This is a genomic window from Streptomyces ochraceiscleroticus (assembly GCF_000720485.1).
In the GTDB taxonomy this organism is placed as follows: Bacteria; Actinomycetota; Actinomycetes; order Streptomycetales; family Streptomycetaceae; genus Streptomyces; species Streptomyces ochraceiscleroticus.
In genome coordinates, this window is sequence record NZ_JOAX01000048.1 from 15830 (window position 1) to 38222 (window position 22393).

The 22393-nt window shown below is 70.2% G+C and carries 20 protein-coding genes; 13 read left to right on the top strand and 7 right to left on the bottom strand.

Annotated features, from left to right (window positions below; genetic code table 11):
• Nucleotides 1-340: 340 nt before the first annotated feature.
• Entirely contained in the window at nucleotides 341-1402 is a 1062-nt protein-coding gene (locus tag IG84_RS0136000; protein WP_245659719.1) for a C40 family peptidase, read from the bottom strand.
• A gap of 385 nt (nucleotides 1403-1787) precedes the next feature.
• Between IG84_RS0136000 and pstS the strand changes: the two genes are divergently transcribed.
• From pstS to pstB, 4 genes are all read left to right on the top strand, one after another.
• On the top strand, nucleotides 1788-2909 hold the full coding sequence (pstS, locus tag IG84_RS0136005) for a phosphate ABC transporter substrate-binding protein PstS (RefSeq protein ID WP_031067255.1): 1122 nt from the start codon (nucleotides 1788-1790) through the stop codon (nucleotides 2907-2909).
• A gap of 95 nt (nucleotides 2910-3004) precedes the next feature.
• Nucleotides 3005-4000 (top strand): phosphate ABC transporter permease subunit PstC, encoded by a 996-nt coding sequence (gene pstC, locus IG84_RS0136010; protein ID WP_031067257.1) that lies wholly within the window; start codon nucleotides 3005-3007, stop codon nucleotides 3998-4000.
• The gene (pstA, locus tag IG84_RS0136015) at nucleotides 3997-5076 is read left to right on the top strand and encodes a phosphate ABC transporter permease PstA (RefSeq protein ID WP_031067261.1); all 1080 of its coding nucleotides are present in this window, start codon (nucleotides 3997-3999) and stop codon (nucleotides 5074-5076) included. The genes pstC and pstA overlap by 4 nt, the downstream gene beginning before the upstream one ends.
• Before the next feature lie 32 nt (nucleotides 5077-5108).
• Nucleotides 5109-5888 (top strand): phosphate ABC transporter ATP-binding protein PstB, encoded by a 780-nt coding sequence (gene pstB / locus IG84_RS0136020; RefSeq protein WP_031067264.1) that lies wholly within the window; start codon nucleotides 5109-5111, stop codon nucleotides 5886-5888.
• Nucleotides 5889-6100: 212 nt separating this feature from the next.
• Here the strand turns inward: pstB and IG84_RS0136025 are convergent, their stop codons facing one another.
• A complete protein-coding gene (locus tag IG84_RS0136025) occupies nucleotides 6101-7099 on the bottom strand; it encodes an inorganic phosphate transporter (protein WP_031067266.1) in 999 nt (332 codons plus the stop codon).
• A gap of 9 nt (nucleotides 7100-7108) precedes the next feature.
• Nucleotides 7109-7729: a DUF47 domain-containing protein gene (locus IG84_RS0136030; RefSeq protein ID WP_030267458.1), complete on the bottom strand. Its 621-nt coding sequence runs from the start codon at nucleotides 7727-7729 to the stop codon at nucleotides 7109-7111.
• Nucleotides 7730-7948: 219 nt separating this feature from the next.
• Between IG84_RS0136030 and IG84_RS0136035 the strand changes: the two genes are divergently transcribed.
• Entirely contained in the window at nucleotides 7949-8350 is a 402-nt protein-coding gene (locus tag IG84_RS0136035; protein WP_031067270.1) for a metal-sensitive transcriptional regulator, read from the top strand.
• 125 nt (nucleotides 8351-8475) lie between these two features.
• Here IG84_RS0136035 and IG84_RS0136040 read toward each other — a convergent pair whose 3' ends face one another.
• Nucleotides 8476-8694, bottom strand: coding sequence for a hypothetical protein (locus IG84_RS0136040; protein ID WP_031067272.1), 219 nt, complete (start codon nucleotides 8692-8694; stop codon nucleotides 8476-8478).
• Between the two features lie 167 nt (nucleotides 8695-8861).
• A complete protein-coding gene (locus IG84_RS0136045; protein ID WP_031067274.1) occupies nucleotides 8862-9719 on the bottom strand; it encodes a hypothetical protein in 858 nt (285 codons plus the stop codon).
• 139 nt (nucleotides 9720-9858) lie between these two features.
• Between IG84_RS0136045 and IG84_RS38480 the strand changes: the two genes are divergently transcribed.
• Nucleotides 9859-10059 carry a hypothetical protein gene (locus IG84_RS38480; protein ID WP_211266561.1) on the top strand — a complete coding sequence of 67 codons (201 nt, stop codon included), beginning with the start codon at nucleotides 9859-9861 and terminating at the stop codon, nucleotides 10057-10059.
• Nucleotides 10060-10334: 275 nt separating this feature from the next.
• A complete protein-coding gene (locus IG84_RS0136055) occupies nucleotides 10335-11897 on the top strand; it encodes an FAD-binding oxidoreductase (protein WP_031067276.1) in 1563 nt (520 codons plus the stop codon).
• A gap of 119 nt (nucleotides 11898-12016) precedes the next feature.
• Here the strand turns inward: IG84_RS0136055 and IG84_RS0136060 are convergent, their stop codons facing one another.
• Both IG84_RS0136060 and IG84_RS0136065 read right to left on the bottom strand, forming a co-directional pair.
• The gene (locus IG84_RS0136060) at nucleotides 12017-12835 is read right to left on the bottom strand and encodes a phosphatase PAP2 family protein (RefSeq protein ID WP_078649874.1); all 819 of its coding nucleotides are present in this window, start codon (nucleotides 12833-12835) and stop codon (nucleotides 12017-12019) included.
• A gap of 233 nt (nucleotides 12836-13068) precedes the next feature.
• The gene (locus IG84_RS0136065) at nucleotides 13069-14070 is read right to left on the bottom strand and encodes a C40 family peptidase (protein WP_031067281.1); all 1002 of its coding nucleotides are present in this window, start codon (nucleotides 14068-14070) and stop codon (nucleotides 13069-13071) included.
• A gap of 388 nt (nucleotides 14071-14458) precedes the next feature.
• Here IG84_RS0136065 and IG84_RS0136070 point away from each other — a divergent pair, with 388 nt between their 5' ends.
• From IG84_RS0136070 to IG84_RS0136095, 6 genes are all read left to right on the top strand, one after another.
• Nucleotides 14459-14767: a hypothetical protein gene (locus tag IG84_RS0136070; protein WP_031067282.1), complete on the top strand. Its 309-nt coding sequence runs from the start codon at nucleotides 14459-14461 to the stop codon at nucleotides 14765-14767.
• Between the two features lie 446 nt (nucleotides 14768-15213).
• Nucleotides 15214-16077 carry a hypothetical protein gene (locus tag IG84_RS0136075; RefSeq protein ID WP_031067285.1) on the top strand — a complete coding sequence of 288 codons (864 nt, stop codon included), beginning with the start codon at nucleotides 15214-15216 and terminating at the stop codon, nucleotides 16075-16077.
• Nucleotides 16067-17419, top strand: a complete 1353-nt coding sequence (locus IG84_RS0136080) for a hypothetical protein (protein WP_031067290.1) — start codon at nucleotides 16067-16069, stop codon at nucleotides 17417-17419. The genes IG84_RS0136075 and IG84_RS0136080 overlap by 11 nt, the downstream gene beginning before the upstream one ends.
• Nucleotides 17416-18978, top strand: coding sequence for an SCO6880 family protein (locus IG84_RS0136085; protein WP_031067292.1), 1563 nt, complete (start codon nucleotides 17416-17418; stop codon nucleotides 18976-18978). The genes IG84_RS0136080 and IG84_RS0136085 overlap by 4 nt, the downstream gene beginning before the upstream one ends.
• Before the next feature lie 28 nt (nucleotides 18979-19006).
• Complete coding sequence (locus IG84_RS0136090; protein ID WP_031067295.1) at nucleotides 19007-20446, top strand: ATP-binding protein; 1440 nt, start codon at nucleotides 19007-19009, stop codon at nucleotides 20444-20446.
• A gap of 55 nt (nucleotides 20447-20501) precedes the next feature.
• Complete coding sequence (locus IG84_RS0136095; RefSeq protein ID WP_031067298.1) at nucleotides 20502-22178, top strand: type IV secretory system conjugative DNA transfer family protein; 1677 nt, start codon at nucleotides 20502-20504, stop codon at nucleotides 22176-22178.
• The last annotated feature ends 215 nt before the right edge of the window (nucleotides 22179-22393 follow it).

A 22393-nucleotide genomic window follows, 5' to 3' on the forward strand; every position in this document is an offset into this window, starting at 1 on the left:
TGGTTCCTTCCCTCCCCCCGAGGGTGCGGCGGCGGTGACCGACCGGCGCACCACCGTGCCCGGTCCCGCGCCGCTCATTGGTCCTACGAGCGGTGCGCCACCGGGCACTGGAAGGCGACCTTAGCGCCAGTACGGGCCCGTACGGAATGGCGGACGACACGCAGGCCCGGCCATAAACCGGGGTACGGCGGCGATTTGGCCGTCCTGGGGAGAAATGCGGAATGACGAACATCACCCCGGGCACACGCTCGGCGACCGGACGGTGACGGTGTTTTTCCGTCCCGATGCCGGAATCCGAGCGCGGACACAGCGCGCACACAGCGCAATACGGTACGTCGGGTCAGCGCTTCGCGTCCGGCCGTACGACGCCCAGGATCCGCATCGATCCGGCGCCGGCGAGGGTCACTTGGCGGCCGGGGCGCGGGGCGTGCACGATCGCGCCGTCGCCCAGGTACATGCCCACATGGCTGGCGTCCTCGTGGTAAATGATCAGATCGCCGGGGCGCATGTCCTCGATACCGATGTGCGGCAGTTGCCGCCACTGTTCCTGTGACGTGCGCGGAATGGGATGGCCCGCCGATTCCCACGCGCGCATCGTGAGTCCGGAACAGTCGAAGGTGTCCGGGCCTTCCGCGCCCCACACGTAATCCTTGCCGATCTGTTCCGTCGCGTAGGAAATCGCCTTCTTGCCCGCTGCGGACGCGGTACCACCGATGTCGGCCAGGATTCCGGAATCCAGCCATTTCGTCTGCGCCTGCCGGGCGCGGTCCTCTTCCAGCTTCTTCAGCCGGGCCTTTTCCGCGGCCTTCAGGCGCGACTCGATCCGCTCCGCCGCGTCGATCTTCTGCTCGATGTCCTTCTTCGCCGCGGCCTTCTTCTTCCGCTCTTTCTCCAGCTTCTCCCAGCGCTTGGTGGCGTCCTCGGCGTAGTCCTGAAGATCGTTCTCCGTGCGCGCCAGTTGCCCCAGTACGCCGCGGACCGCGTGCTGTCCCTTGCGGGCGAGCGTGGCGTGATCGAGGAACCCTTCCGGGTCCTTGTCCAGCATCAGTTTCGCCTCGGCGGGCAGGCCGCCGCCGCGGTATTGCGCACTGGCCAGCGAGCCGGCCCGCCGCTGTGATTCCTTGCGTTTGTGCTGCGTACTGACGATGTTCTTCGCCAGCTTCACGATGCCCTTCTGCTGGCGCTCGACCTGTTCCTTTGCGGCGTTGTACGCGTCGGTGGCCCGCTCGGCGCGGCGGTAGAGGCCATCGATCTTCTTGCGTACCTCCTCCAGGTCCCGCGTGCTCGCGGGGGCCGGGTCGGCGTACGCCGCCGGTACCGGGCCCGCCAGGGCGCCCGTCGCGCACAGCACCACGGCCGCGCAGACCACCGCCGCGCCCCGCCCCACGTTCCGCCGTTCCACCGGGCTCCTCACGGGCCACCTCCGGTCATCTCGCCGTACGCGTCATCCGGGGCGCCGGCGCCCCACCCTGCAGCGGACCTCAGCCGCGGATGCTGCCATACCGGCCGGTAATGCAGAAGAGCAGCGCATCACTTCTTCCGGGGGATCACCCTCCGGTCCGGTGCGCACCGGGCAAATCGGCCACACCCATCCGACGGCCGAGGTTCACCCCGCGTTCACTCTGCTCCTTCGGCGGCTTCACCTGACCTGCCTAATTTCGGCCTTACCGAGTGCGCGTCATGCCCGGAAGGCGGCGCGGCACCGCATAGCTGGATACCTCAACTGATTCATTTCACGGCCCAGCACGCCACTGACCACGGCGGGCCCCAGGAAGGAACTCTCGACAGTGAAGCTTCAGCGCAAGACCCGGGTTCGCGCCCTCGCCGTTGGCGCTCTCGCCGTCTCCGGAGCCCTGGCCCTCTCGGCGTGCGGCTCGGACGACACCACGGGCGGCCCCGGCGCCTCGTCCGCCAAGGCCGCGAACATCAAGTGCGACGGCAAGGGCAAGCTCCTCGCCTCCGGCTCCTCGGCTCAGAAGAACGCCATGGACGTCTGGGTGCAGAACTACTCCGGCGCCTGCAAGGACACCGAGATCAACTACCAGCCCACGGGCTCCGGTGCCGGTGTCACCACCTTCCTGCAGGGCCAGACCGCCTTCGCCGGCTCCGACTCGGCGCTCGAGCCGGGGGAGGTCGAGAAGTCGAAGCAGCTCTGCAAGACCGGCCAGGGCATCAACCTGCCGATGGTCGGCGGCCCGGTCGCCATCGGCTACAACGTCCCGGGTGTCGAGGACCTCGTCCTGGACGCGGAGACCCTCGCCAAGATCTTCGACTCGAAGATCACCAAGTGGAACGACCCGGCGATCAAGAAGCTCAACCCCAGCGCCAAGCTGCCTGACCTGAAGATCCAGGCGTTCCACCGCTCGGACGAGTCCGGCACCACCAAGAACCTCACCGAGTACTTCAAGGCGGCCGCGCCCAAGGACTGGAAGCACGAGCCCGACAAGGCCTGGGCGGGCAAGGGCGGCCAGGCCGCCTCCGGCTCCTCCGGCGTCTCCTCGCAGGTCAAGCAGACCGCCGGCGCGATCTCCTACTTCGAGCTCTCCTACGCCGAGTCCAGCCAGGTGAACACCGTCAAGCTGGACACCGGTGCCAAGGAGCCGGTCGAGGCCAACGTCGACAACGCTTCCAAGGCCATCGCCGAGGCCAAGCGGGTCGGCAAGGGCAACGACCACGCCATGGAGCTGGCCTACGACACCAAGGCCGAGGGTGCCTACCCGATCACCCTGGTGACCTACGAGATCGCCTGCGACAAGGGCAACAAGAAGGAGACCCTGCCGGCGACCAAGTCCTTCCTGACCTACATGGCCAGCGAGGACGGCCAGGCCGCGCTGAAGGAGCTGGGCTACGCCCCGCTGCCCACCGAGATCGCCGAGCAGGTCCGCAAGACCGTCTCGACGCTCTCCTGACCCACCGGGCGGCGGCCGGCGCGCCACGCGCAGGCCGCCGCCCGTCCGGTGCACCGCCGCCTGGAGCCCACCGGCTCCGCAGACCGGAGAACCCCATGGATACCTCAGCGATACCCCAGAACCCCCCGCCCACAGCGCCCGCCGCACCCTCCGAGGTCAGCGGCAAGGCCGTCCGCCCCGGTGACCGGATCTTCCTCGGTCTCTCGCGCGGCTCCGGCATCGCGCTGCTGGTGATCATGGCCGCCATCGCGGCCTTCCTCACCTACCGCTCCGTCCTGGCGATCCAGGGCGACAAGGCGAACTTCTTCACCACCTTCGAGTGGGACCCGAGCGGCGCCGAGCCCAAGTTCGGCATCGCCGTCCTCGCCTTCGGCACCGTCGTCAGCTCGATCATCGCGATGATCATCGCGGTCCCCGTCGCGGTCGGCATCGCCCTCTTCATCTCGCACTACGCGCCGCGCAAGCTGGCCGCGCCGCTGGGCTACGTCATCGACCTGCTCGCCGCGGTCCCCAGCATCATCTACGGCCTGTGGGGCGCGCTCTTCCTCGTACCGCACCTGAGCGGCCTGTACGCCTGGCTGGACAGCTACCTCGGCTGGACCGGGATCTTCAGCTACTCCCAGGGCGCCGCGCGCTCGCTGTTCACCGTCGGCATCCTGCTGGCGATCATGATCCTGCCGATCGTCACCAGCGTCAGCCGCGAGGTCTTCCTCCAGGTCCCCAAGATGCACGAGGAAGCCGCGCTCGCCCTCGGCGCCACGCGCTGGGAGGTCATCCGCATGTCGGTGCTGCCCTTCGGCCGCTCCGGCATCATCAGCGCCTCGATGCTGGGCCTGGGCCGCGCGCTCGGCGAGACCATGGCCGTCGCCACGGTCCTCTCCCCCAGCTTCCTCATCGGGCTCAGCCTGCTGGACCCGGGCGGCGGCACGTTCGCGCAGAACATCGCCAGCAAGTTCAGCGAGGCGGACACCTTCGGCCAGGACGCGCTGATCGCCTCCGGCCTCGTCCTCTTCGTCATCACCCTGCTCGTCAACGGCGCGGCCCGTCTGATCATCGCCCGCCGCAAGGAGTACTCGGGGGCCAACGCATGAGTAACGTCGTCACCGAGCCGCGTCCCGTGGCCGACAGCGCACCGCTTCCCGTCTCCCTCAAGCAGGCCCGCCTGCCCCGCTGGAGCCCGCCGGTCTTCGCGCTGGTCGCGCTTGCCGCCGGCGCCGGCATCGGCCTCGTCGCCGGCCTGGACAGCAAGATCCAGTGGGGCCTGATCGCCGCACTGCTCTTCATCATCGGCACGTTCACGATCGCCACCAAGGTCGAGGGCGCCCGGCAGGCCAGGGACCGGCTGGCCACCAGCCTGGTCTGGATGGCCTTCCTGCTCGCCGTCCTCCCGCTGGCCTCGCTCCTCTGGGAGACCGTCGACCGCGGCCGGAAGGTCCTGGACGGGTACTTCCTCACCCACTCCATGGGCACCCTGCCCGACGCCATGGTCGGCGGCGGCATCAACCACGCGATCACCGGCACCCTGCAGCAGGTGGGCCTCGCCACTCTGATCGCCGCGCCGATCGGCCTGCTGACCGCGATCTACCTCGTCGAGTACGGACGCGGCAAGCTCGCCAAGGCCGTCACCTTCTTCGTCGACGTCATGACGGGTATCCCCTCGATCGTCGCCGGCCTCTTCGTCCTCTCCGTCTGGATCCTGATCCTCGGCTTCGGCCCCTCCGGCTTCGCCGGCGCCATGGCGCTGGCCATCCTGATGATGCCGGTCGTGGTCCGCTCCACGGAGGAGATGCTCAAGCTCGTACCGAACGAGCTGCGCGAGGCGTCCCTCGCCCTCGGCGTACCGAAGTGGCGCACCATCCTCAAGGTCGTCCTGCCCACCTCCATCGGCGGCATCACCACCGGCGTCATGCTGGCCATCGCCCGCATCACCGGCGAGACCGCGCCGGTACTGCTCCTGGTGTGGGGCGCCAAGACGATCAACAACAACCCCTTCGAAGGCGCCCAGCAGTCCCTGCCGCTGTACGTGTACCAGCAGTGGCAGCAGGGCTCCGAGGCGAGCTACGACCGCGCCTGGGCCGCGGCCCTCGTCCTCATCGCCTTCGTCATGATCCTGAACCTGGTGGCCCGCGGCATCGCCCGCTGGAAGGCCCCCAAGACCGGCCGCTGACCGCAGCGAGCACGAAAGAAGCAGTGATTCCCATGGCCAAGCGAATCGACGTCAGCGGCCTCTCCGCCTTCTACGGCAGCCACAAGGCCATCGACGACATCTCCATGACCGTCGAGCCCCGCTCGGTGACGGCCTTCATCGGCCCCTCCGGCTGCGGCAAGTCCACCTTCCTGCGCACCCTGAACCGTATGCACGAGGTCACCCCCGGTGGCCGCGTCGAGGGCAAGGTGCTGCTGGACGACGAGAACCTCTACGGCTCGGGCGTCGACCCGGTCGCCGTCCGCCGCACCGTCGGCATGGTCTTCCAGCGCCCCAACCCCTTCCCCACCATGTCGATCTTCGACAACGTGGCGGCGGGCCTGCGCCTGAACGGCGATGTGAAGAAGAAGTCCGAGCTGAACGACGTCGTCGAGAAGTCGCTCAAGGGCGCCAACCTCTGGAACGAGGTCAAGGACCGGCTGAACAAGCCCGGCTCCGGCCTCTCCGGCGGCCAGCAGCAGCGTCTGTGCATCGCCCGCGCCATCGCGGTCGAGCCGCAGGTCCTGCTGATGGACGAGCCCTGCTCCGCGCTCGACCCGATCTCCACCCTCGCCATCGAGGACCTGATCGGGGAGCTCAAGGAGCGCTTCACGATCGTCATCGTGACGCACAACATGCAGCAGGCCGCACGCGTCTCGGACCGTACGGCGTTCTTCAACCTGGCCGCCGTCGGCGAGCCCGGCAAGCTCGTCGAGATCGACGAGACCGAGCGCATCTTCTCCAACCCGTCGGTCCAGGACACGGAGGACTACATCTCCGGCCGCTTCGGCTGAGTCGCACTGCGCGACGGTCGGCCGACCCGACGCCACCGAGCGTCCTGCGGTGCTGCATGGCGGTGCCACCAAAGGACGAAGGGCCCGCCCCCGACGAGGGGGCGGGCCCATTTGCTTGGCTTCGCGCGCTGCCCGGCGAAAATCAAGCCCGTCCGGCGCTTGAGGACCGGGGTCCGGGGCGGAGCCCCGTGCGGCCCGTTCCGCGGACGGAACTAGCCGAACGCCAGGTTCACGACCCAGAACGCGGCAGCGGCCACCGCGGCCGCAGCAGGCATGGTGATGAACCATCCGAGGATGATGTTCTTCGCGACCCCCCACCGCACAGCGCTCACGCGCTTAGTGGCGCCCACACCCATGATCGCCGAAGTGATCACATGGGTCGTGGAGATCGGCGCGTGGAACATGAACGCGGTGGTGAACATGATCGAGGCACCCGTCGCCTCGGCTGCAAAGCCCTGCGGCGGGTCCAGCTCGATGATCTTGCGGCCGAGGGTACGCATGATGCGCCAGCCACCCGCGTACGTACCGAGCGACAGCATCGCCGCGCAGGCGATCTTCACCCAGATCGGGATCGCGTCGCCCTGGTTCTGGACATCGCCGATGACCAGCGCCATCACCACGATGCCCATCGTCTTCTGGGCGTCCTGGAGGCCGTGGCCGAGCGCCATGCCCGCCGCCGAGACCGTCTGCGCGATGCGGAAGCCGCGCTTGGCCTTGTGCGGGTTGGTGCCCTTGAACATCCACAGGATGGCGACCATGACGAAGTAGCCGGCGACCAGACCGACCAGCGGCGACAGGAACATCGGGAGAACGATCTTCTCCCAGACGCCCGACCAGTAGACGGTCGAGGACCCGGCGAGCGCCGCGCCCACCATGCCGCCGAACAGCGCGTGCGAGGAGGAGGACGGCAGACCGAAGTACCAGGTCACCATGTTCCACGCGATGGCGCCGATCAGCGCGGCGAAGAGGATCATCATCCCCTGTTTGCCGCTGGGCGTCTCGATGAGGCCCTCACTGACGGTCTTGGCGACCCCGCTGCCCAGGAAGGCACCGGCGAGGTTCATCACCGCCGCCATCGCGAGCGCGGCCCGCGGCGTCAGCGCGCGCGTCGAGACCGAGGTCGCGATCGCGTTCGCGGAGTCGTGAAAGCCGTTGGTGTACGTGAATCCGAGCGCGACCGCGATGGTCACGATGAGCGCGAAGGTGTCCATGGCCGGGGCTCAGGACTCCTTCACGGCGATCGTCTCGACCGTGTTGGCCACGTGCTCGAACGCATCGGCCGCCTCTTCGAGGATGTCCACGATCTGCTTGAGCTTCAGCACCTCGATGGCGTCGTACTTGCCGTTGAAGAGGTGGGCGAGCAGCTTGCGGTGGATCTGGTCGGCCTGGTTCTCCAGGCGGTTGACCTCGATCCAGTACTCGGTGAGGTTGGACATCGTCCGCAGGTTCGGCATGGCCTCGGCGGTCAGCTCCGCCGCCCGCGCCAGTACCTCGATCTGCTGGTCGACGCCCTTGGGCAGCTCCTCGACGTTGTAGAGGACGACCAGATCGACGGCCTCCTCCATGAAGTCCATGATGTCGTCGAGGGACGAGGCGAGGTTGTAGATGTCCTCGCGGTCGAACGGCGTGATGAACGAGGAGTTCAACTGGTGGAACACCGCGTGGGTGGCGTCGTCCCCCGCGTGCTCCGCCGCTCGCATCCTCTCGGCGATCTCTGCCCGCGCGGAGGCGTCCGCCCCGAGCAGTTCCATCAGGAGCTTGGAGCCCGTGACGATGTTGTCCGCGGAGGCGGCGAACATGTCGTAGAAGCTCGTCTCCCTGGGGGTCAGACGAAAGCGCACGTGAAATCCTCGGGGTGCATCGGATTCGGTCGAGATGATGCTAGGCGCATCATCCAGCCACTGCTAACCGGCATTACCTCAGTGTCGCGCATCGGGGACCATGCTCTGCACGGGGTACCTGCCCCGCGCGCTGCGCGAGGCACCTCCCTCGTGCGCGAAATTCTGTACCATATACCCGCCAGGGGTATATGAACCGGCTACGTACCAGGGGAGAAGCCCATGACGACCACGGACGCCGACGCCGACGGCACGACCGCAGCCACCGGGACCTGCCACGGCGCGGAGCCGCAGGGCGTGCCCCAGGGCGACCCCCAGGCCGTGACCGACCACGATCTGGGCATCCATGGGTACGCGAAGCAGAAGGACGCCCACATCAAGCGGCTGCGCCGCATCGAGGGACAGATCCGGGGCCTCCAGCGGATGCTGGAGGAGGACGTCTACTGCATCGACATACTCACCCAGGTTTCAGCCAGCACAAAGGGCCTGCAGTCCTTCGGCCTGCAGCTTCTCGAGGAACATTTGCGGCACTGCGTCGCCGACGCGGCCGTGAAGGGGCCGGAGGCCATCGACGAGAAGGTCAAGGAAGCCACCAAGGCCATCGAGCGCATGCTGCGTACGTGACCTACGCCGCCGGCCGGCCGGAGTGCGGGGCAGGGTCCGGGCCCCGATTGCCGATCCTGGCCATGTGGTGAGTGATCCGGCGTGAGGTATCCCACCCCGGGGCGGCGGCCGAAAACGACCGCTCCCTACAGCCGCCGGGCGGTCGCAGAGCTCTGCTCGGCGCCCGCTGCGGCTTCTCTGACGTCACGGTCCGCGTCCACGTCCAGCACCTCGTCGATACGGTCCGGGCTGAGGCGGTCCTCCGGGGAGGTCGCCGCCGCGATCATCAACTCACCAGCCAGGTCGATCTCGACGAGGGCCACGTGGTCCTGAGTCAGCTGACTGCGGTGCGGCGCCACGTACAACACCTCCTCCTTCGAGGCCCATGCCACTCTTCTGGCGGTTACCGCCCAGGGTAGGGACGTGTGCACGCCCCGCGCATGGCACGGATGGACCATTTACGCCGCCCGGCAAGCCCTGCGGGCACGTGCCCGGTCGCGGAGCCGCAGGCCCGAAGCGCCCGGCCGGCGCCTCATCCGCCGCCGGCCGCCGCAATCCGCCCCGTGTAGATGTCCGCCCGCCGCGGCAGCTCGACCGGCGCCTTCGTCCCGAAGCCCGCGTACCAGAGCGTGGACGTCACCTCCGTGCCGCGGGGCGAGCCGTTGGCGAAGGAGAACCGGTACTGCAGCTTGCGCAGCCGCCCCGCCTCGTCGAGGTACGCCTCGAACGGCACCGCGTCGGTGGTGAAACCCTTCTCCGCCGCGGTCAGCGAGGGCTTGGTGCGCTTCGAGGAGGCGTCGGCGGCCACCCCGATGTCGGCCGTGCCCCGGTAGTGCCGCACGCGCACCCCGTGCAGCCGCTCCTCGCCCTCGTACGCCGCCCGCCGGGTGCCGCGCAGCAGCTCGGCCGCGGCCAGCGGATCGGTCGCGCCGCCCGTGACGAGATTGCCGTCGGACAGCGCCGTGGTGTCCACCCGCACCCACTTGTCCGCGGGCACCCCGGCGCCGCGGTTCTTCATGTAGAGCGCGCCGGGCGCGAAGATCTCGGTGATCGGCGCGCGCACCCGGCCGTCCGGCCCGGCGGGCTCCGGCAGCACCAGCCGCAGCCGGCCCGTGCCGCGGCGGTAGTCGTAATGGCCGGCGCCGCGGATGGCGACGCGGGTGCCGCCGCTGGCGGTCTCCAGGGCCGTCCGCACCTGTGAGGTGGCGCCGCGCACCAGCGCGTCGGCGCTCTGCCGGAGCGCCACCGAGGGGACGGGGCCCGCGGGCACGTCGTCGGCGGCGGCGCCATCCGTCGTACACCCCGATGTCAGCAGGCCGGCTCCCAGCGCCAGCCCCGCCGCCGTGGCGACGGCGACGGCTCCGCCGGTCCGTCTGTCCTGCACCACCATCGCGCACGAGCCCCCTGCCGCTGTCGCGCCGCCGTCCCGCCGCCGCACGGCGCGGCCGGCATCGGGCAACCATTTCGTTCAACGACCGTTCATGTGGCCCGTCACGCCCGCCTGGTCCAACCGGCAGTAGCGTGGCACTGTGCCGTACGCGATCCAGGACCCGCAGCAGATCACCGCCCCCGATACCGGCGCCGGCGCCACGGGGACGCACCGCACCACGACCACCGAGCGCGGGGCGTTCTGCCTCGCCCGGTGCAGTTGCGGCTGGTCGGGCCCGGCCCGCCGCGCCCGCTCCCAGGCCCGCACGGACGCGGAGCGGCACGCCGGCGCCGGTCGCTGATCTTCAGGAGCCGGTCGCTGGCCTTCAGGGACCGATCGCTGATCCTCAGGGCCAGTCGCTGACCCTCCGGAGCCAGTCGCTGGCCCTCAGGGACCGGTCACTGACCTTGAGGCGCCGACCTCTGGCCTTCAGTGGCCGGTCCTCGCGCGCCCCCGCAGTCCCCCCGTTCACTCCACGCGCCCCGTTCCCGGTGGAACCCGCTGCCCCACTTCCGCATCTGGCTGGGGGAAGGCAACGGCACAGCGCCTCTGGCGCGATACGGCAAGGGGGCGGCCGTGAAGCGGCGCACACTTCTGCAGGCGGGCGGCGGACTCGCGGCGACCACGGCGGCCTGGGCGGTGGCAGGCGGTACGGGAGCGGGCCACGCGGCCACGAAGGCGGGCGGCGCCCGCGCGACTACGGGGGCCGCGGCCGCCAAGACCTCCTGGGACGCGCTCCGCACGGGCCTGGACGGGCAGCTCATACGGCCGGGCGACGCCGCGTACACCACGGCGCGCCGCCTCTACAACACCCGTTACGACACGCTGAAGCCCGCGGCCGTGGCGTACGTGAAGCACGCCGCCGACATAGCCGAGTGCCTGGCGTTCGCGCGCCGCCACGGCACACCCGTCGCCATCCGTAACGGCGGCCACTCCTACGCCGGCTGGTCCAGCGGCGACAACCGACTGATCGTCGACGTCTCCGCGCTCTCCAAGGTCGCCGCGCCGTCCGGCGGCACCACCCGCATTGGCGCCGGCGCCAAGCTGATCGACGTCTACGAGGGCCTGGGCAAGCACGGCGTGACGGTCCCCGGCGGCTCCTGCCCGACCGTCGGCGTCTCCGGCCTCACCCTCGGCGGCGGCCACGGCGTCGTCTCCCGCGCGTACGGCCTGACCTGCGACAGCCTCGTCGGCGCGACGCTCGTCACGGCCGACGGCAAGACCCTGCACTGCGACGCGAAGGAGCACGCCGACCTCTTCTGGGCGCTGCGCGGCGCGGGCAACGGCAACTTCGGCGTGGTCACCGAGCTGCGCTTCCGTACGCACAAGGCCCCGAAGGCGGTCATGGCGTACCTGACGTGGCCGTGGTCCAAGGCCGCTGCCGTGCTGCGCTCCTGGCAGGAGTGGGGCCCGGCGCAGGCCGACGAGATCTGGTCGAGCTGCCACCTGGACGCGCGCCCCGGCTCCATCCCCACGGTCTCCGTCGCCGCGTTCTCGCTCGGTTCGTACCGCGACCTCCAGAACGCCGTCGACAAGCTCGCCGACCGCGCGGGCGGCCCCGGCCCGGCCTCCTCCGTCTCGCTGACGCCCAAGCCGTACCTGGACGCGATGGAGGCGTACGCGGGCTGCTCGACGAAGACCACCGCCCAGTGCCACCAGCCGGGCAAGGTCCCCGGGCACACCACCTCCGGGCAGTTGGGCCGGGAGACCTACGCGGCCCGCTCGGACTTCTTCGACCGCTCACTGAGCACGGCGGGCATCCGTACGGTCATCGACCAGATCGAACGCGCGGGCCGCAGCGGCGTCAACGGCAACGTCGCCTTCACCGCCCTGGGTGGCGCGATCAACCGCGTGCGGCCGACCGCCACGGCCTTTGTGCACCGCCGCTCACGCTTCCTCGCGCAGTACCTCGCCTCCTGGGCCCCGAGCGGCACGGGCAAGGCCCAGAACGCCTGGCTGGGCGGCATGCACACCGCGATGCGCCGGTACGCCTCCGGCGCCGCCTACCAGAACTACGCCGACCCGGCCCTGAAGGACTGGAAGCAGGCGTACTACGGAGCGGCCGCCGACCGCCTCACGAAGGTGAAGCAGGCGTACGACCCGCAGCACCTGTTCCGGACGTTCCCGCAGGCGCTGTAGGAAGCCGGCTCTGCAGGCCCTGTAGGCGGCCGGTTTTCTGAGTACACGTCGGCCCCGCCCGGAGACCGGGCGGGGCCGATACGTGTCCGTCCCTCGGATCAGGGTGTCCGTCCCTCGGATCAGGCCGCGAGGTCCTTGTCCCGGTCCTTGCGGCCGGCCGGTACGCCCTCCGTACGGCGCGGCGCGCCGGCCGGGCCGGGCGGCTCCGGAAACCCGTCGGGGCCCCCGGCCCCGACGGCACCGGCCGCCCCCGCGGGCCCGAACGCGTCCGTCACAGCCGCGCCGTCCCCCTCGCCCGCTCCGCCTACGTGCGCCGTGCCCGCGCGGGGCACCTGGACCAGCGCCCCGATACGGGAGGCCGCGATCGCCTTCATGAGCGGCACGAGCAGCGCCTGGGCGAGCGGCGCGAACAGCAGCGCGACCGCCGTGCCCAGCGCGAACCCGCCGATGACGTCCGTCGGGTAGTGCACACCCATGTAGACCCGGCACAGGCCCTCCAGGAGCGCCAGGCCGATGCCGATGAGCCCGTACTTGCGGTGCGCGATGAAGATGCCGACGCCGATGGCCATCGTCAGCGTGGCGTGATCGCTCACGAACGAGAAGTCGTTCTTGCCCTGGACCAGGACCTCCAGGCCCTGGTGGTCCCTGAACGGGCGTGGCCGCGCCACGAACTCCCGGATCGGGATGTTGGCCAGCAGCGCGATGCCGGCGGCCAGCGGCGCCCACACCAGGCCCGCCACGGCGGCAGGCGCGTCGGCCTTCTTACGGGCGCCCCACCAGCCGATGAGGCACAGGATCGCCAGCCCGGCGATGATGCCGTACTCGCCGACGTACTCCATCACCTGGTCGAACCAGTGCGGAGCGTCCTTGGCGAGGCCGTTGACCTCGTAGAGCAGGCCAACGTCGGGGTTCGACCCGTCCAGTGCGAGTCCAGCCATGTGCCGGGGCCCCTAACCTTTCGCGCGCGTGAGCGCCGTCCGAGTGCTGCCAACCCCCGTGGTCGCCGAGCAATTGCGGTGTGCGCTGCGCTGTGCATCAGCCGTGCTCCGGCAGCGCCGCTCACACCCACTCCAAGGAAACGTCATGCGCCAGCGCGACGTTCCACATTCCACCGGATGATCACCAGGACGTTATCGAAGCTTGACTCATCTCCGCAGCTCAGGCCCCATGTTCACGCAGCGTTCCGACGGGGGAGCGCTTTTGCGCCATCTTCCGTGACGCGAGTGGCGCCGATGTAGTCAGGCGTATCGATCTTGTCGAAGCGGATCACCGCCCCCGTGTACGGAGCGTTGATCATGTAGCCGCCCCCCACGTAGATCCCGACATGGTGGATCGACCGCGGGTCCTTCAGGTCGTACGCGAAGAACACCAGGTCCCCGGGGAGCAGCTCGTCCCGCTTCGGATGCGGCCCGGCGTTCCACTGGTCGTTGGCGACGCGGGGCAGTTCGACTCCGACCGACTTGAACGCGGCCTTGGTCAGGCCCGAGCAGTCGAACCGGCCTCCCTGGTCCGCCGTTCCGTTCCCGCCCCACAGGTACGGCGTGCCGAGCTTCTTCTGTGCGTAGTAAATGGCCCCGGCCGCCTGCTGCGAGGGCTGCACCCGCTCGACCGGCGCCTCGAAGCTCTTCGCGAGGGTGGTGATGACCTTGACGTAATTCTGCGTCTCCCGGTACGGCGGCACGCCGTCGTGCTGAATGACCCGATAGGCGCCGGCGTTGTACGCCGCGAGCATGTTGTGCGTCGCGTCGCCCGGGACATCCTTCACATAGTTGGCCAATTCACAGTCGTACGACGCCGCCGACGCGATCGCGTCGACCGGGTCCCACACATCCTTGTCGCCGTCCTTGTCGCCGTCGACGCCGTGCGTGGCCCAGGTGCCGGGGATGAACTGCGCGAGCCCCTGCGCCGCCGCCGGGCTCTGCGCCTTGGGGTTCCAGCCGCTCTCCTGGTAGAGCTGCGCGGCCAGCAGCGCGGGGTTGATCGCGGGGCACAGCGCGCCCCACTTCTGCACGAGCGGCTGGTACGCCGCCGGCACCGCGCCCTTCGCCAGTCCGACGACCCGCCCCGCGGCCCCGCCGAGCCCGGCCGCCGCGTACGTACCGATGATCAGCAGCGCGAGAAAACAGGCCCCGAGGCCCGCACCGATCCCCGCACCCACCCAGACCTTGCGCACCGCACCCCTCACCCCCAAGTCGACCCCCGTCAGGCTACCGACGAACCGTGTCCGTGTCCGCCCCGCCTCAAACCGGCGTTCTCCGCACACAGTTCCCCTCGGCCACGGCCGCGCCGCCCGCGCCCACCCTCGGCCCGCCCGACCGCGATCAACCGCTGCTCGACCGCCGACCGACCGTCAATTGCTCAGCGTGACCGCGCGTGGTACACACGGTGAAAATGCCGGGCCCTGCGGACGACGTGTGCACCCCTGCCCTCGCCGCCCACACGGGATCCGCCAAAGTTTGACGGCAAGTCGACATCGTCACGGGCAATCGTCAGCGAAGATAGAGGCTGGCCGTGCCATGTGGTACGGGAGACAACTACCCAATAGGGGCGGTGAGTTCAAAATGTTCATTGCGGCCGAAAAGGGCGACATCACCACCATTATCGGCGGAATCGCCCCTGACTGGGGCCCGTTCGGGAGTCTCGGCAACGAGGCACGCGTCATGGTCGAAGTGGTGATGGCGGTGGCCATCCTCCTCTGTCTCGGCATCGCGATCTGGGGTGCGGCGAAGCAGCGCATCGGCGCCACGGCCCTCCGCGACACCTTCAGCGCCGAGCAGGGCAAGGGCCTGATCGTCGCCGGCCTGACCGGCGTCTTCATCATCGGGTCCCTGGGCACCCTCTTCACCATCGTCTACGGGATGGCGGTCTAGCCGGCCGAAACGTCACCGCCCGTCAGGACGCCCGCCGGGCCGCGCGGCAGCCCGCCGCGCACCGGCCGTCGCCTTCCGTCCCGTACATCCGTCTTACGCTCGTCCGTACGCCCCGCCCATCCGTCCACGCGCCCACCGCGCGCTCTTCCGCGCCGCGCCCCGGCTCACGTCCCATGGTCGTCGTCTGTGCGCGGCCGCCCCACCTGGCCCACATTCCCACCCGAGGCCACATGCTGATGCCCACTCCGTCCACCCACCCACAGCGGATTCCGAACCCGCCGCGTAGTTATCCACAGGCGCTGCGGGCGGGTTCGCCGTTCCGTCACAGTGGGGTGTACTCGTACCAGGACGCCCTGGCCGCCTCGCACGCGGCTACGGTCGTACCCGGGTTGCGGCAAGGCGACGGCGAAAGCGGCAGCGATGCCGGTTGAGGGGGCACAGGCACCATGAGTCTCGGAGATGACGGAGCGTACGGCGGCGGGGAGTACGGCGGCCAGGGTCCCACCGGCCAGACGCGCACCAGACTTCCCGGCGGCGAGGGCGATGTGTACGGCACCGGCCGCCGCCCCCGCAGCGGCATGTCCAGCCGCAACCTGGTGACGATCGTCGGCGTGGTCGTGCTGCTCATCGCAGCCATCGCCTTCGCCAACCGCGGCACCGGCCCCTCCACTTCGGACTCCCCCAACACCAAAACCGGCGCCCCTGCCGCCCAGCCCACCAGCCCGACGGGCGAGCACCCGGTCTCCGGCGAAAACGCCAAGAACCCCACCATCCCCTCCGGCTTCCCCAAGACAGAACAGGGAGCACAGTCGGCGGCGGCGAACTATGCGGTGGCGCTCGCCAGTGACGGCATGTACAAATCCGACGCGCGCGACGCGATCGTCGACGCGGTGTACGCCCCGGCCGCCGCGGCCGCCCGCAAGGAGAGTCTGCGCAAGGTCTACGACGACCCGGAATTCCTGGCCGGCGTCGGCCTCGGCAAGGACGGCACCGCACCGGACGGCATGACGTTCGTGTCCCGGGCGAACCCGGTGGGCACCAAGGTCGAGAAGTTCGGGGGGACGTCCGCCAGGGTCTCCGTCTGGTACTCCTCCCTGTTCGGCCTCGCCGGTGAAGGATCGGAGAACCCGGTCACCGAGAGCTGGTACACGACCACGATGAAGCTGCAGTGGGTCAGTGGTGACTGGAAGGTCACCGACGTCTCGCAGAAGAAGGGGCCGGCGCCGGTCGGCCGCGACCAGGCCGCCGCGACGGCCGAGGAGATGTCCAAGGCCGTCGAAGGGTTCGGAGGGTTCACGTATGCCCGGTAAGCCTCAACTCACCGGTACACCCGGCCGCCGCACTCTGTCACTCGCGGCGCTGTTCGCCGGCGTCCAGACGTGGGCCGTCCTCTTCGCCTCGCGCGCCTTCGCCGAGCCGTCACCGAAGCCGAGCGACAACCCCTGCGACCTCCTCACCGACAAGGCCAAGGAGCTCTGCGAGGAACGCGGCTCGGGAGGGACCGGCGGTTCGTCCAATTCTCCCGCCATCGGCGACAGCAACCCCCTCGATCCCCTCCAGTCCCTCGCCAAGGGCTGTGCCGACGCCGCCGCGTGGATCGTGACCAAGCTGTCCGACGCCGTGAAGGCGACCTCTCAGGTGGACTTCACGAACGCCGCGTTCCTGCGGCAGTACGCCGTCGTCTTCGCCGCGTCCACGATCCTCACGCTCGTGCTCTGGCTGCTCGCCGTGGCCAAGCGCGCCGTCCGCGGCGTACGCCTCACCGAAGCCATCGGTGAGGCGGTCGGCTTCCTGTGGCTCACCGTCCTCGCCTCCGCCTTCACCCCCCTGATCCTCTACACCGTCGTCTCCGCCACCGACGGCGTCACCGAGATCATCGCGAAGGGGACGGGCGCCCAGACGGACATCTTCTTCGGGTCGTTCTCGGAGGCCCTCAAGAAGGGCACGGACATCGGCGGCGGCCCGATCATGCTGATCGTCGTCGCCCTCGTGTCCGTCCTCGCCGCCGGCATCCTCTGGCTGGAGCTGGTGATCCGCGCCGCCCTGCTGTACGTCGGCGCGCTGCTGGGCACGGTCGTCTACGCCGGCCTCGTCGACAAGAACATGTGGGGCCACGTCCGCCGCTGGGCCGGCATCATGATCGCGGTGATCATGGTGAAACCGGTCATCGTGATCGTGCTGGGCATCGCCGGCGCCCTCTCCTCCGAGAGGGGCCCCGACTCCTTCTCCGCCATCGTCTCCGGCCTCGCCATCATCCTGCTCGCCATCTTCGCGAGCGCGATGATCTACCGCTTCGTCCCCGGCTTCGGCGACGAGATCATGGCGGCGCGTACGAGCAAGAAGGCGGCGACGGACGGCAGTCAGGCCGCCGCGCTCATCTCCTCCCCCGCCGCCCTGGTCTCCCAGGGCATCAAGACCCACAGCTCACGCAACGGCGGCGGCAACACCGGCGACAACGGCAGCAGCGGCGGCCAGTCCCGCCCGGCCGACGCCGTGGCCGGCGGCGTCGCCGCGCACAGCTCCCGCAGCGGCTCCGGCGGCTCCGGCGCGGCCGCCCCGCCCGCACCCCGTACGAGCCCAGGCCCCCGCCCCGGCGCGGCCTCGGGCGGTTCCGCCCGCACCGGCAAAACAGCAGGAGGTGATGGGCGTTGAGCACTCAGTCCCACCCGGTCACGCCCCGACGCACATATCTGATCGGCCGCGCCCGCCCCAACGCCGTCATCGGCAAGAACCGCGAGACCGGCGAGATCGCCCTGATCATCGCCGGCGCGTTCCTCGGCATGATGTGCGGCCTCCTCGTGCCCGTCCTGCCGCTGCGCATCGTGACGCTCACCGGCTTCCCGATGCTCGCCCTGGCCGCGGTGTACGTCCCGTACCGCGGCCGGACGTTCTACAAGTGGTTCGAGATCAACCGCAGTTACAAGCGGACGCTGCGCAGGGGCACGACGTACCGCTCCGCCGCCCCCGAGGCCGGCATCAGCCTGGACGGCCGCGAGGTGGAGATCGGCCCGCCGCCCGGCATCGGCCGCATCAACTGGCTCTCCGCGCCCTTCGGCCCGGACGAGATCGCCGTCCTGCTGCACGCCGACCGCCGCACGGTCACCGCGGCGATAGAGATCGAGGGCCCGGGCGTCGGCCTGCGCGACAGCGAGGACCAGGAGGCCCTGGTCGACCGCTTCGGGACGCTGCTGAAGCACGTCGCGAACGGCGACGGCTTCGTGACCCGCCTGCAGATGCTCGCCCGCACCCTCCCCGCCGACCCGGACGCGCACGCCAAGGACGTCGCCCAGCGCGGCGACCGGAACTCCCCGGCCTGGCTGCAGGACTCCTACGACCAGCTGCAGTCGATGGTCTCCACCTCCTCCGAGCAGCACCGCGCGTACCTCGTCGCCTGCATGCACTACACCCGCGAGCTGGCCGCCGAGGCGGAGACCATGGCCCGCGCCGCGCGCGTGCACAACGGCGGACTGCTGCGGAAGCGCCTGGACAAGGACGCGGGCCTCGCCGTCGTCATGGCCCGCGAGCTGACCGACATCTGCGCCCGCCTCGCCGAGGCCGACATCCGCGTACGCCAGCCCCTCGGCCAGGCCCGGCTCGCCTCCCTCGTGCACTCCATGTACGACCCGGACCACCCCATCGACCACATCCAGGCGATGAGCAAGCGCAACGCCTGGCCGGCCGAGCTGGACGCCATGGAGCCCACGTACCTCCAGGCCAAGACGCGCGAGTCGACGACCCGCGCGCCCTGGTGCCACGCCACCGCGTGGGTCAAGGAGTGGCCGCTGACCCCGGTCGGCGTCAACTTCCTCGCACCATTGCTCGTGCACACCCCTGATGTGATCCGTACGGTCGCGGTCTGCATGGACCTGGAACCGACCGAGGTCGCGATCGAACGCATGCTGACCGAGAAGACGAACGACGACGCGGAGGCCAGCCGCGCGGCCAAGATGAACCGCGTCGTGGACCCGCGCGACGTCGCCCACCACGGCCGCGTCGACCAGCGCGGTGAGGACCTGGCGTCCGGCGCTGCCGGTGTGAACCTCGTCGGTTACCTCACCGTCTCGTCCCGCTCCCCCGAGGCGCTGGCCCGCGACAAGCGGACCATCCGCGCCTCGGCCGGCAAGTCCTACCTCAAGCTGGAGTGGTGCGACCGCGAGCACCACAGGGCCTTCGTCAACACGCTTCCGTTCGCGACCGGGATCCGCCGCTAAGCCGCTGGGAGGCGCGTACGTCATGGCCATGCTCGATCCGCTCGCCGCGCTCACCGAGGCGTTCACCAGCTTCCTGTTCGGGAAGGTGGAGACGACCAGGCTGCCCGTACGGACCTCCACCGGGCAGGCCCAGGCCGTCTATCTGCCCACCGCGGCGCCAGGTCTCGGCGACTCCGGCGTGATCATCGGCCGCGAGGTGTACAGCGGCAAGGGGTACATCTACGACCCCTTCCAGCTCTACGGCCAGCAACTGCCGGCCCCGCACTGGCTCGTCCTCGGCGAGTCCGGGAACGGCAAGTCCGCGCTGGAGAAGACGTACGTACTGCGCCAGCTCCGCTTCCGCGACCGCCAAGTTGTCGTCCTCGACGCCCAGGGCGAGGACGGCGTCGGCGAGTGGAACCTCATCGCCGAACAGCTCGGCATAACCCCGATCCGGCTGGACCCCACGGCGGCGCTCAACGGCGGCATCCGCCTGAACCCGCTGGACCCGTCGATCACCACCACCGGCCAGCTCGCGCTGCTCCGCACGATCATCGAGGTGGCCATGGGCCACGGCCTCGACGAGCGCGCCGGCTTCGCCCTCAAGGTCGCGCACGCGTACGTCAACGAGACCATCACCGACCGCCAGCCGGTCCTCACCGACATCGTCGAGCAGCTCCGCCACCCGAAGCCGGAGTCGGCCGAGGCGATGAACGTCGACCTGGACGACGTACGGGCCTGGGGCCTGGACGTGGCCCTCGTACTGGACCGCCTCGTCGACGGTGACCTCCGCGGCATGTTCGACGGCCCGACCACGGCCGGCATCGACCTCGACGCGCCGCTGATCGTCTTCGACCTCTCGCACATCGACCGCAACTCGATCGCGATGCCGATCCTGATGGCGATCGTCGGCGTCTGGCTGGAGCACACCTGGATCCGCCCCGACCGGAAGAAACGGATCTTCCTGGTCGAGGAGGCCTGGCACATCATCAACTCCCCGTTCGTGGCGCAGCTCTTCCAGCGTCTGCTGAAGTTCGGCCGGCGCCTGGGCCTCTCCTTCGTCGCCGTCGTCCACCACCTCAGTGACGTCGTTGACGGCGCGGCGGCACGGGAAGCGGCGGCCATCCTCAAGATGGCGTCGACGAGGACGATCTACGCCCAGAAGACGGACGAGGCACGGGCCACGGGACGGGTACTGGGCCTCCCACGATGGGCGGTGGAGATCATCCCCACCCTGACCCCCGGCATCGCGGTCTGGGACGTCAACGGCAACGTTCAGGTCGTCAAGCACCTGATCACCGAGGCCGAGCGCCCACTCGTCTACACCGACCGCGCCATGACCGAGTCCTCCGTCGCCGACGCCTCGGCCCAGCCCACGGAGGAGGCCCGGGCCCTGGAGCGCGCGGCGGACGCCGAGGCCGAAGCCCGCGCCGAAGCAATGGCCCTGGCCCGCCAGCTCAGCAACGAATCGAGCGAGACAGTGGCTTGAGGGCTTCGATGGCCTCGGACAAGCAGCACGGCAGCACGAAGGACGGGTCGGTGGCGTGAGCGACGGGTACGACCGATACGACCGGCAGGGGCAGGCGTACGGAGCGAACGGAGCCGGCGGCGGCGCGGGCCGGGACGGCGGGGCCGGGCCCCGGCGTCGGGAGCGCGGCATCCCCGACTCGTTGCTCGTCGGCGTACTGGCCTTCCTCCTGGGCCTGACGGTCCTGGTATGGCTCGCCACGGGCCTCTCCGGCCTCTTCGCCCACGGCAACTGGCCCGATCGGCTGTCCTTCACCCGCACCCCCCTCGCCATGCGCGAACTGGTCGCCCAGCCGCACAACGTGCCCGCGGCCTGGCCCGACACACCCGACGGCCAGCTTTCGGGCTACGGCCTGTTCTGGGGCGTCTTCATCAGCGAACTGATGGTCCTGGTCGTCCTCACGGTCTTCGCCCTCGGCACGATCACCCGCTTCCGCACAGTCCGCGCGGAACGCCGCGCGAACCGACGCGCGCAAGAGGCGGTCCCGCCCGCAACTCCGGCGGCACCAGCCGCAGTCCCGGCCGAGGCGGCCGCAGCCCCAGCCAGCACCTCAGCCGTCAGCGCCTCAGCCACAGCCGTGGACGGCCGTACGACGGGTGCGGAGGCACCGGCCGTACCAGCGTCCGTACCGGCCCCGCAGCCGTCCCCAGACGCCCGTAACAGCGTCCCCACCGGCGTCACCGCCAACGCCCCGGCCGGCGTCCCGATGGACGTCCCCGCCAGTACCGTTGCCAGTGCCGTTACGGAGCCCCCCGCGCTCCCCCGCGTCCACTACCACCACCGTTCGGACCGCCCCGCTGCCCGCGCAGCCGCGCTGGCCGCGATCACGGCCGCCGAGGGCCCGCTCCTCGTGGCGACGACCGACCCAACGCTCTGGGCCGAGAGCAAGGACGCCCGCGCGAAGCTCGGACCGCTGCACGCGTACGACCCGCTGCACCTCCTCGACACCCCCGCCCGCCTGCGCTGGTCCCCCATCGCGGGCTGCGAGGACATCGCCGCCGCCGGTAGCCGCGCGAGCGCCCTCCTCGCCCCCGTCCGCCCGATGAGCACGCTGGATTCGGCCCTGGCGGACGCCGCTGAGACGTTGTTGCGCTGCTGGCTGCACGCGGCCGCGGTGGACGGCAGGCCGTTCCGGCAGATCCACCGCTGGGCCCAGGGCAGCGGCACGGCCCACGAGCCCGTACGCATCCTCCGTACGAACTCCAAGGCCGCGGCCGGCCGCGCCGGCGAGCTGGAGTCCGTACTCACAGCGCACCCCGAACGCCGCGACATCGCCCAGCAATTGGTCGTCCGCGCGCTCGCCGCCCTCTCCTCCGTCCACATCCGGGACGCTTGCAATCCAGGGCGGGCCGATGCGCTCGCGCTTGATTCCTTCGTGGCTGAGGGGGGAACGCTTTACGTAGTGGGCGAGTCGATCGAGGACCCGCGTACGGCACCGGGTGCGATGCCCCTACTCACCGCACTCGTCTCGAGCGTGGTCGAGCGCGGCCGCCGCATGGCCGAACGGTCATCTGACGGTCGCCTCGACCCACCACTCACCCTGGTCCTCGACGACATCGCGGCCCTCGCCCCGATCCCCGCGCTCCCCGCGCTCCTCGAATCGGGCGCCGCCCAGGGCCTCCTGACCCTCGCCACCCTCCGCTCCCCCGAACAGGCCCGCACCCGCTGGCCCCACGCCGCCTTCCCAGCCTGACCTCCCGGCTCCGCCCCCACACAGGAGGCCGCACACCGGCCCGGCCGAGCCTGCCATACAGGGAGCCCTGGCCAGTCGGTCGAACTGTTCCTACGGGGGCAGGGAAGTCACAGGGGCCTAAACGCAGAAAAGCCCCGCACCATACGGTGCGGGGCTTTCCCACAATGATTGTTCGGCGGCGTCCTACTCTCCCACAGGGTCCCCCCTGCAGTACC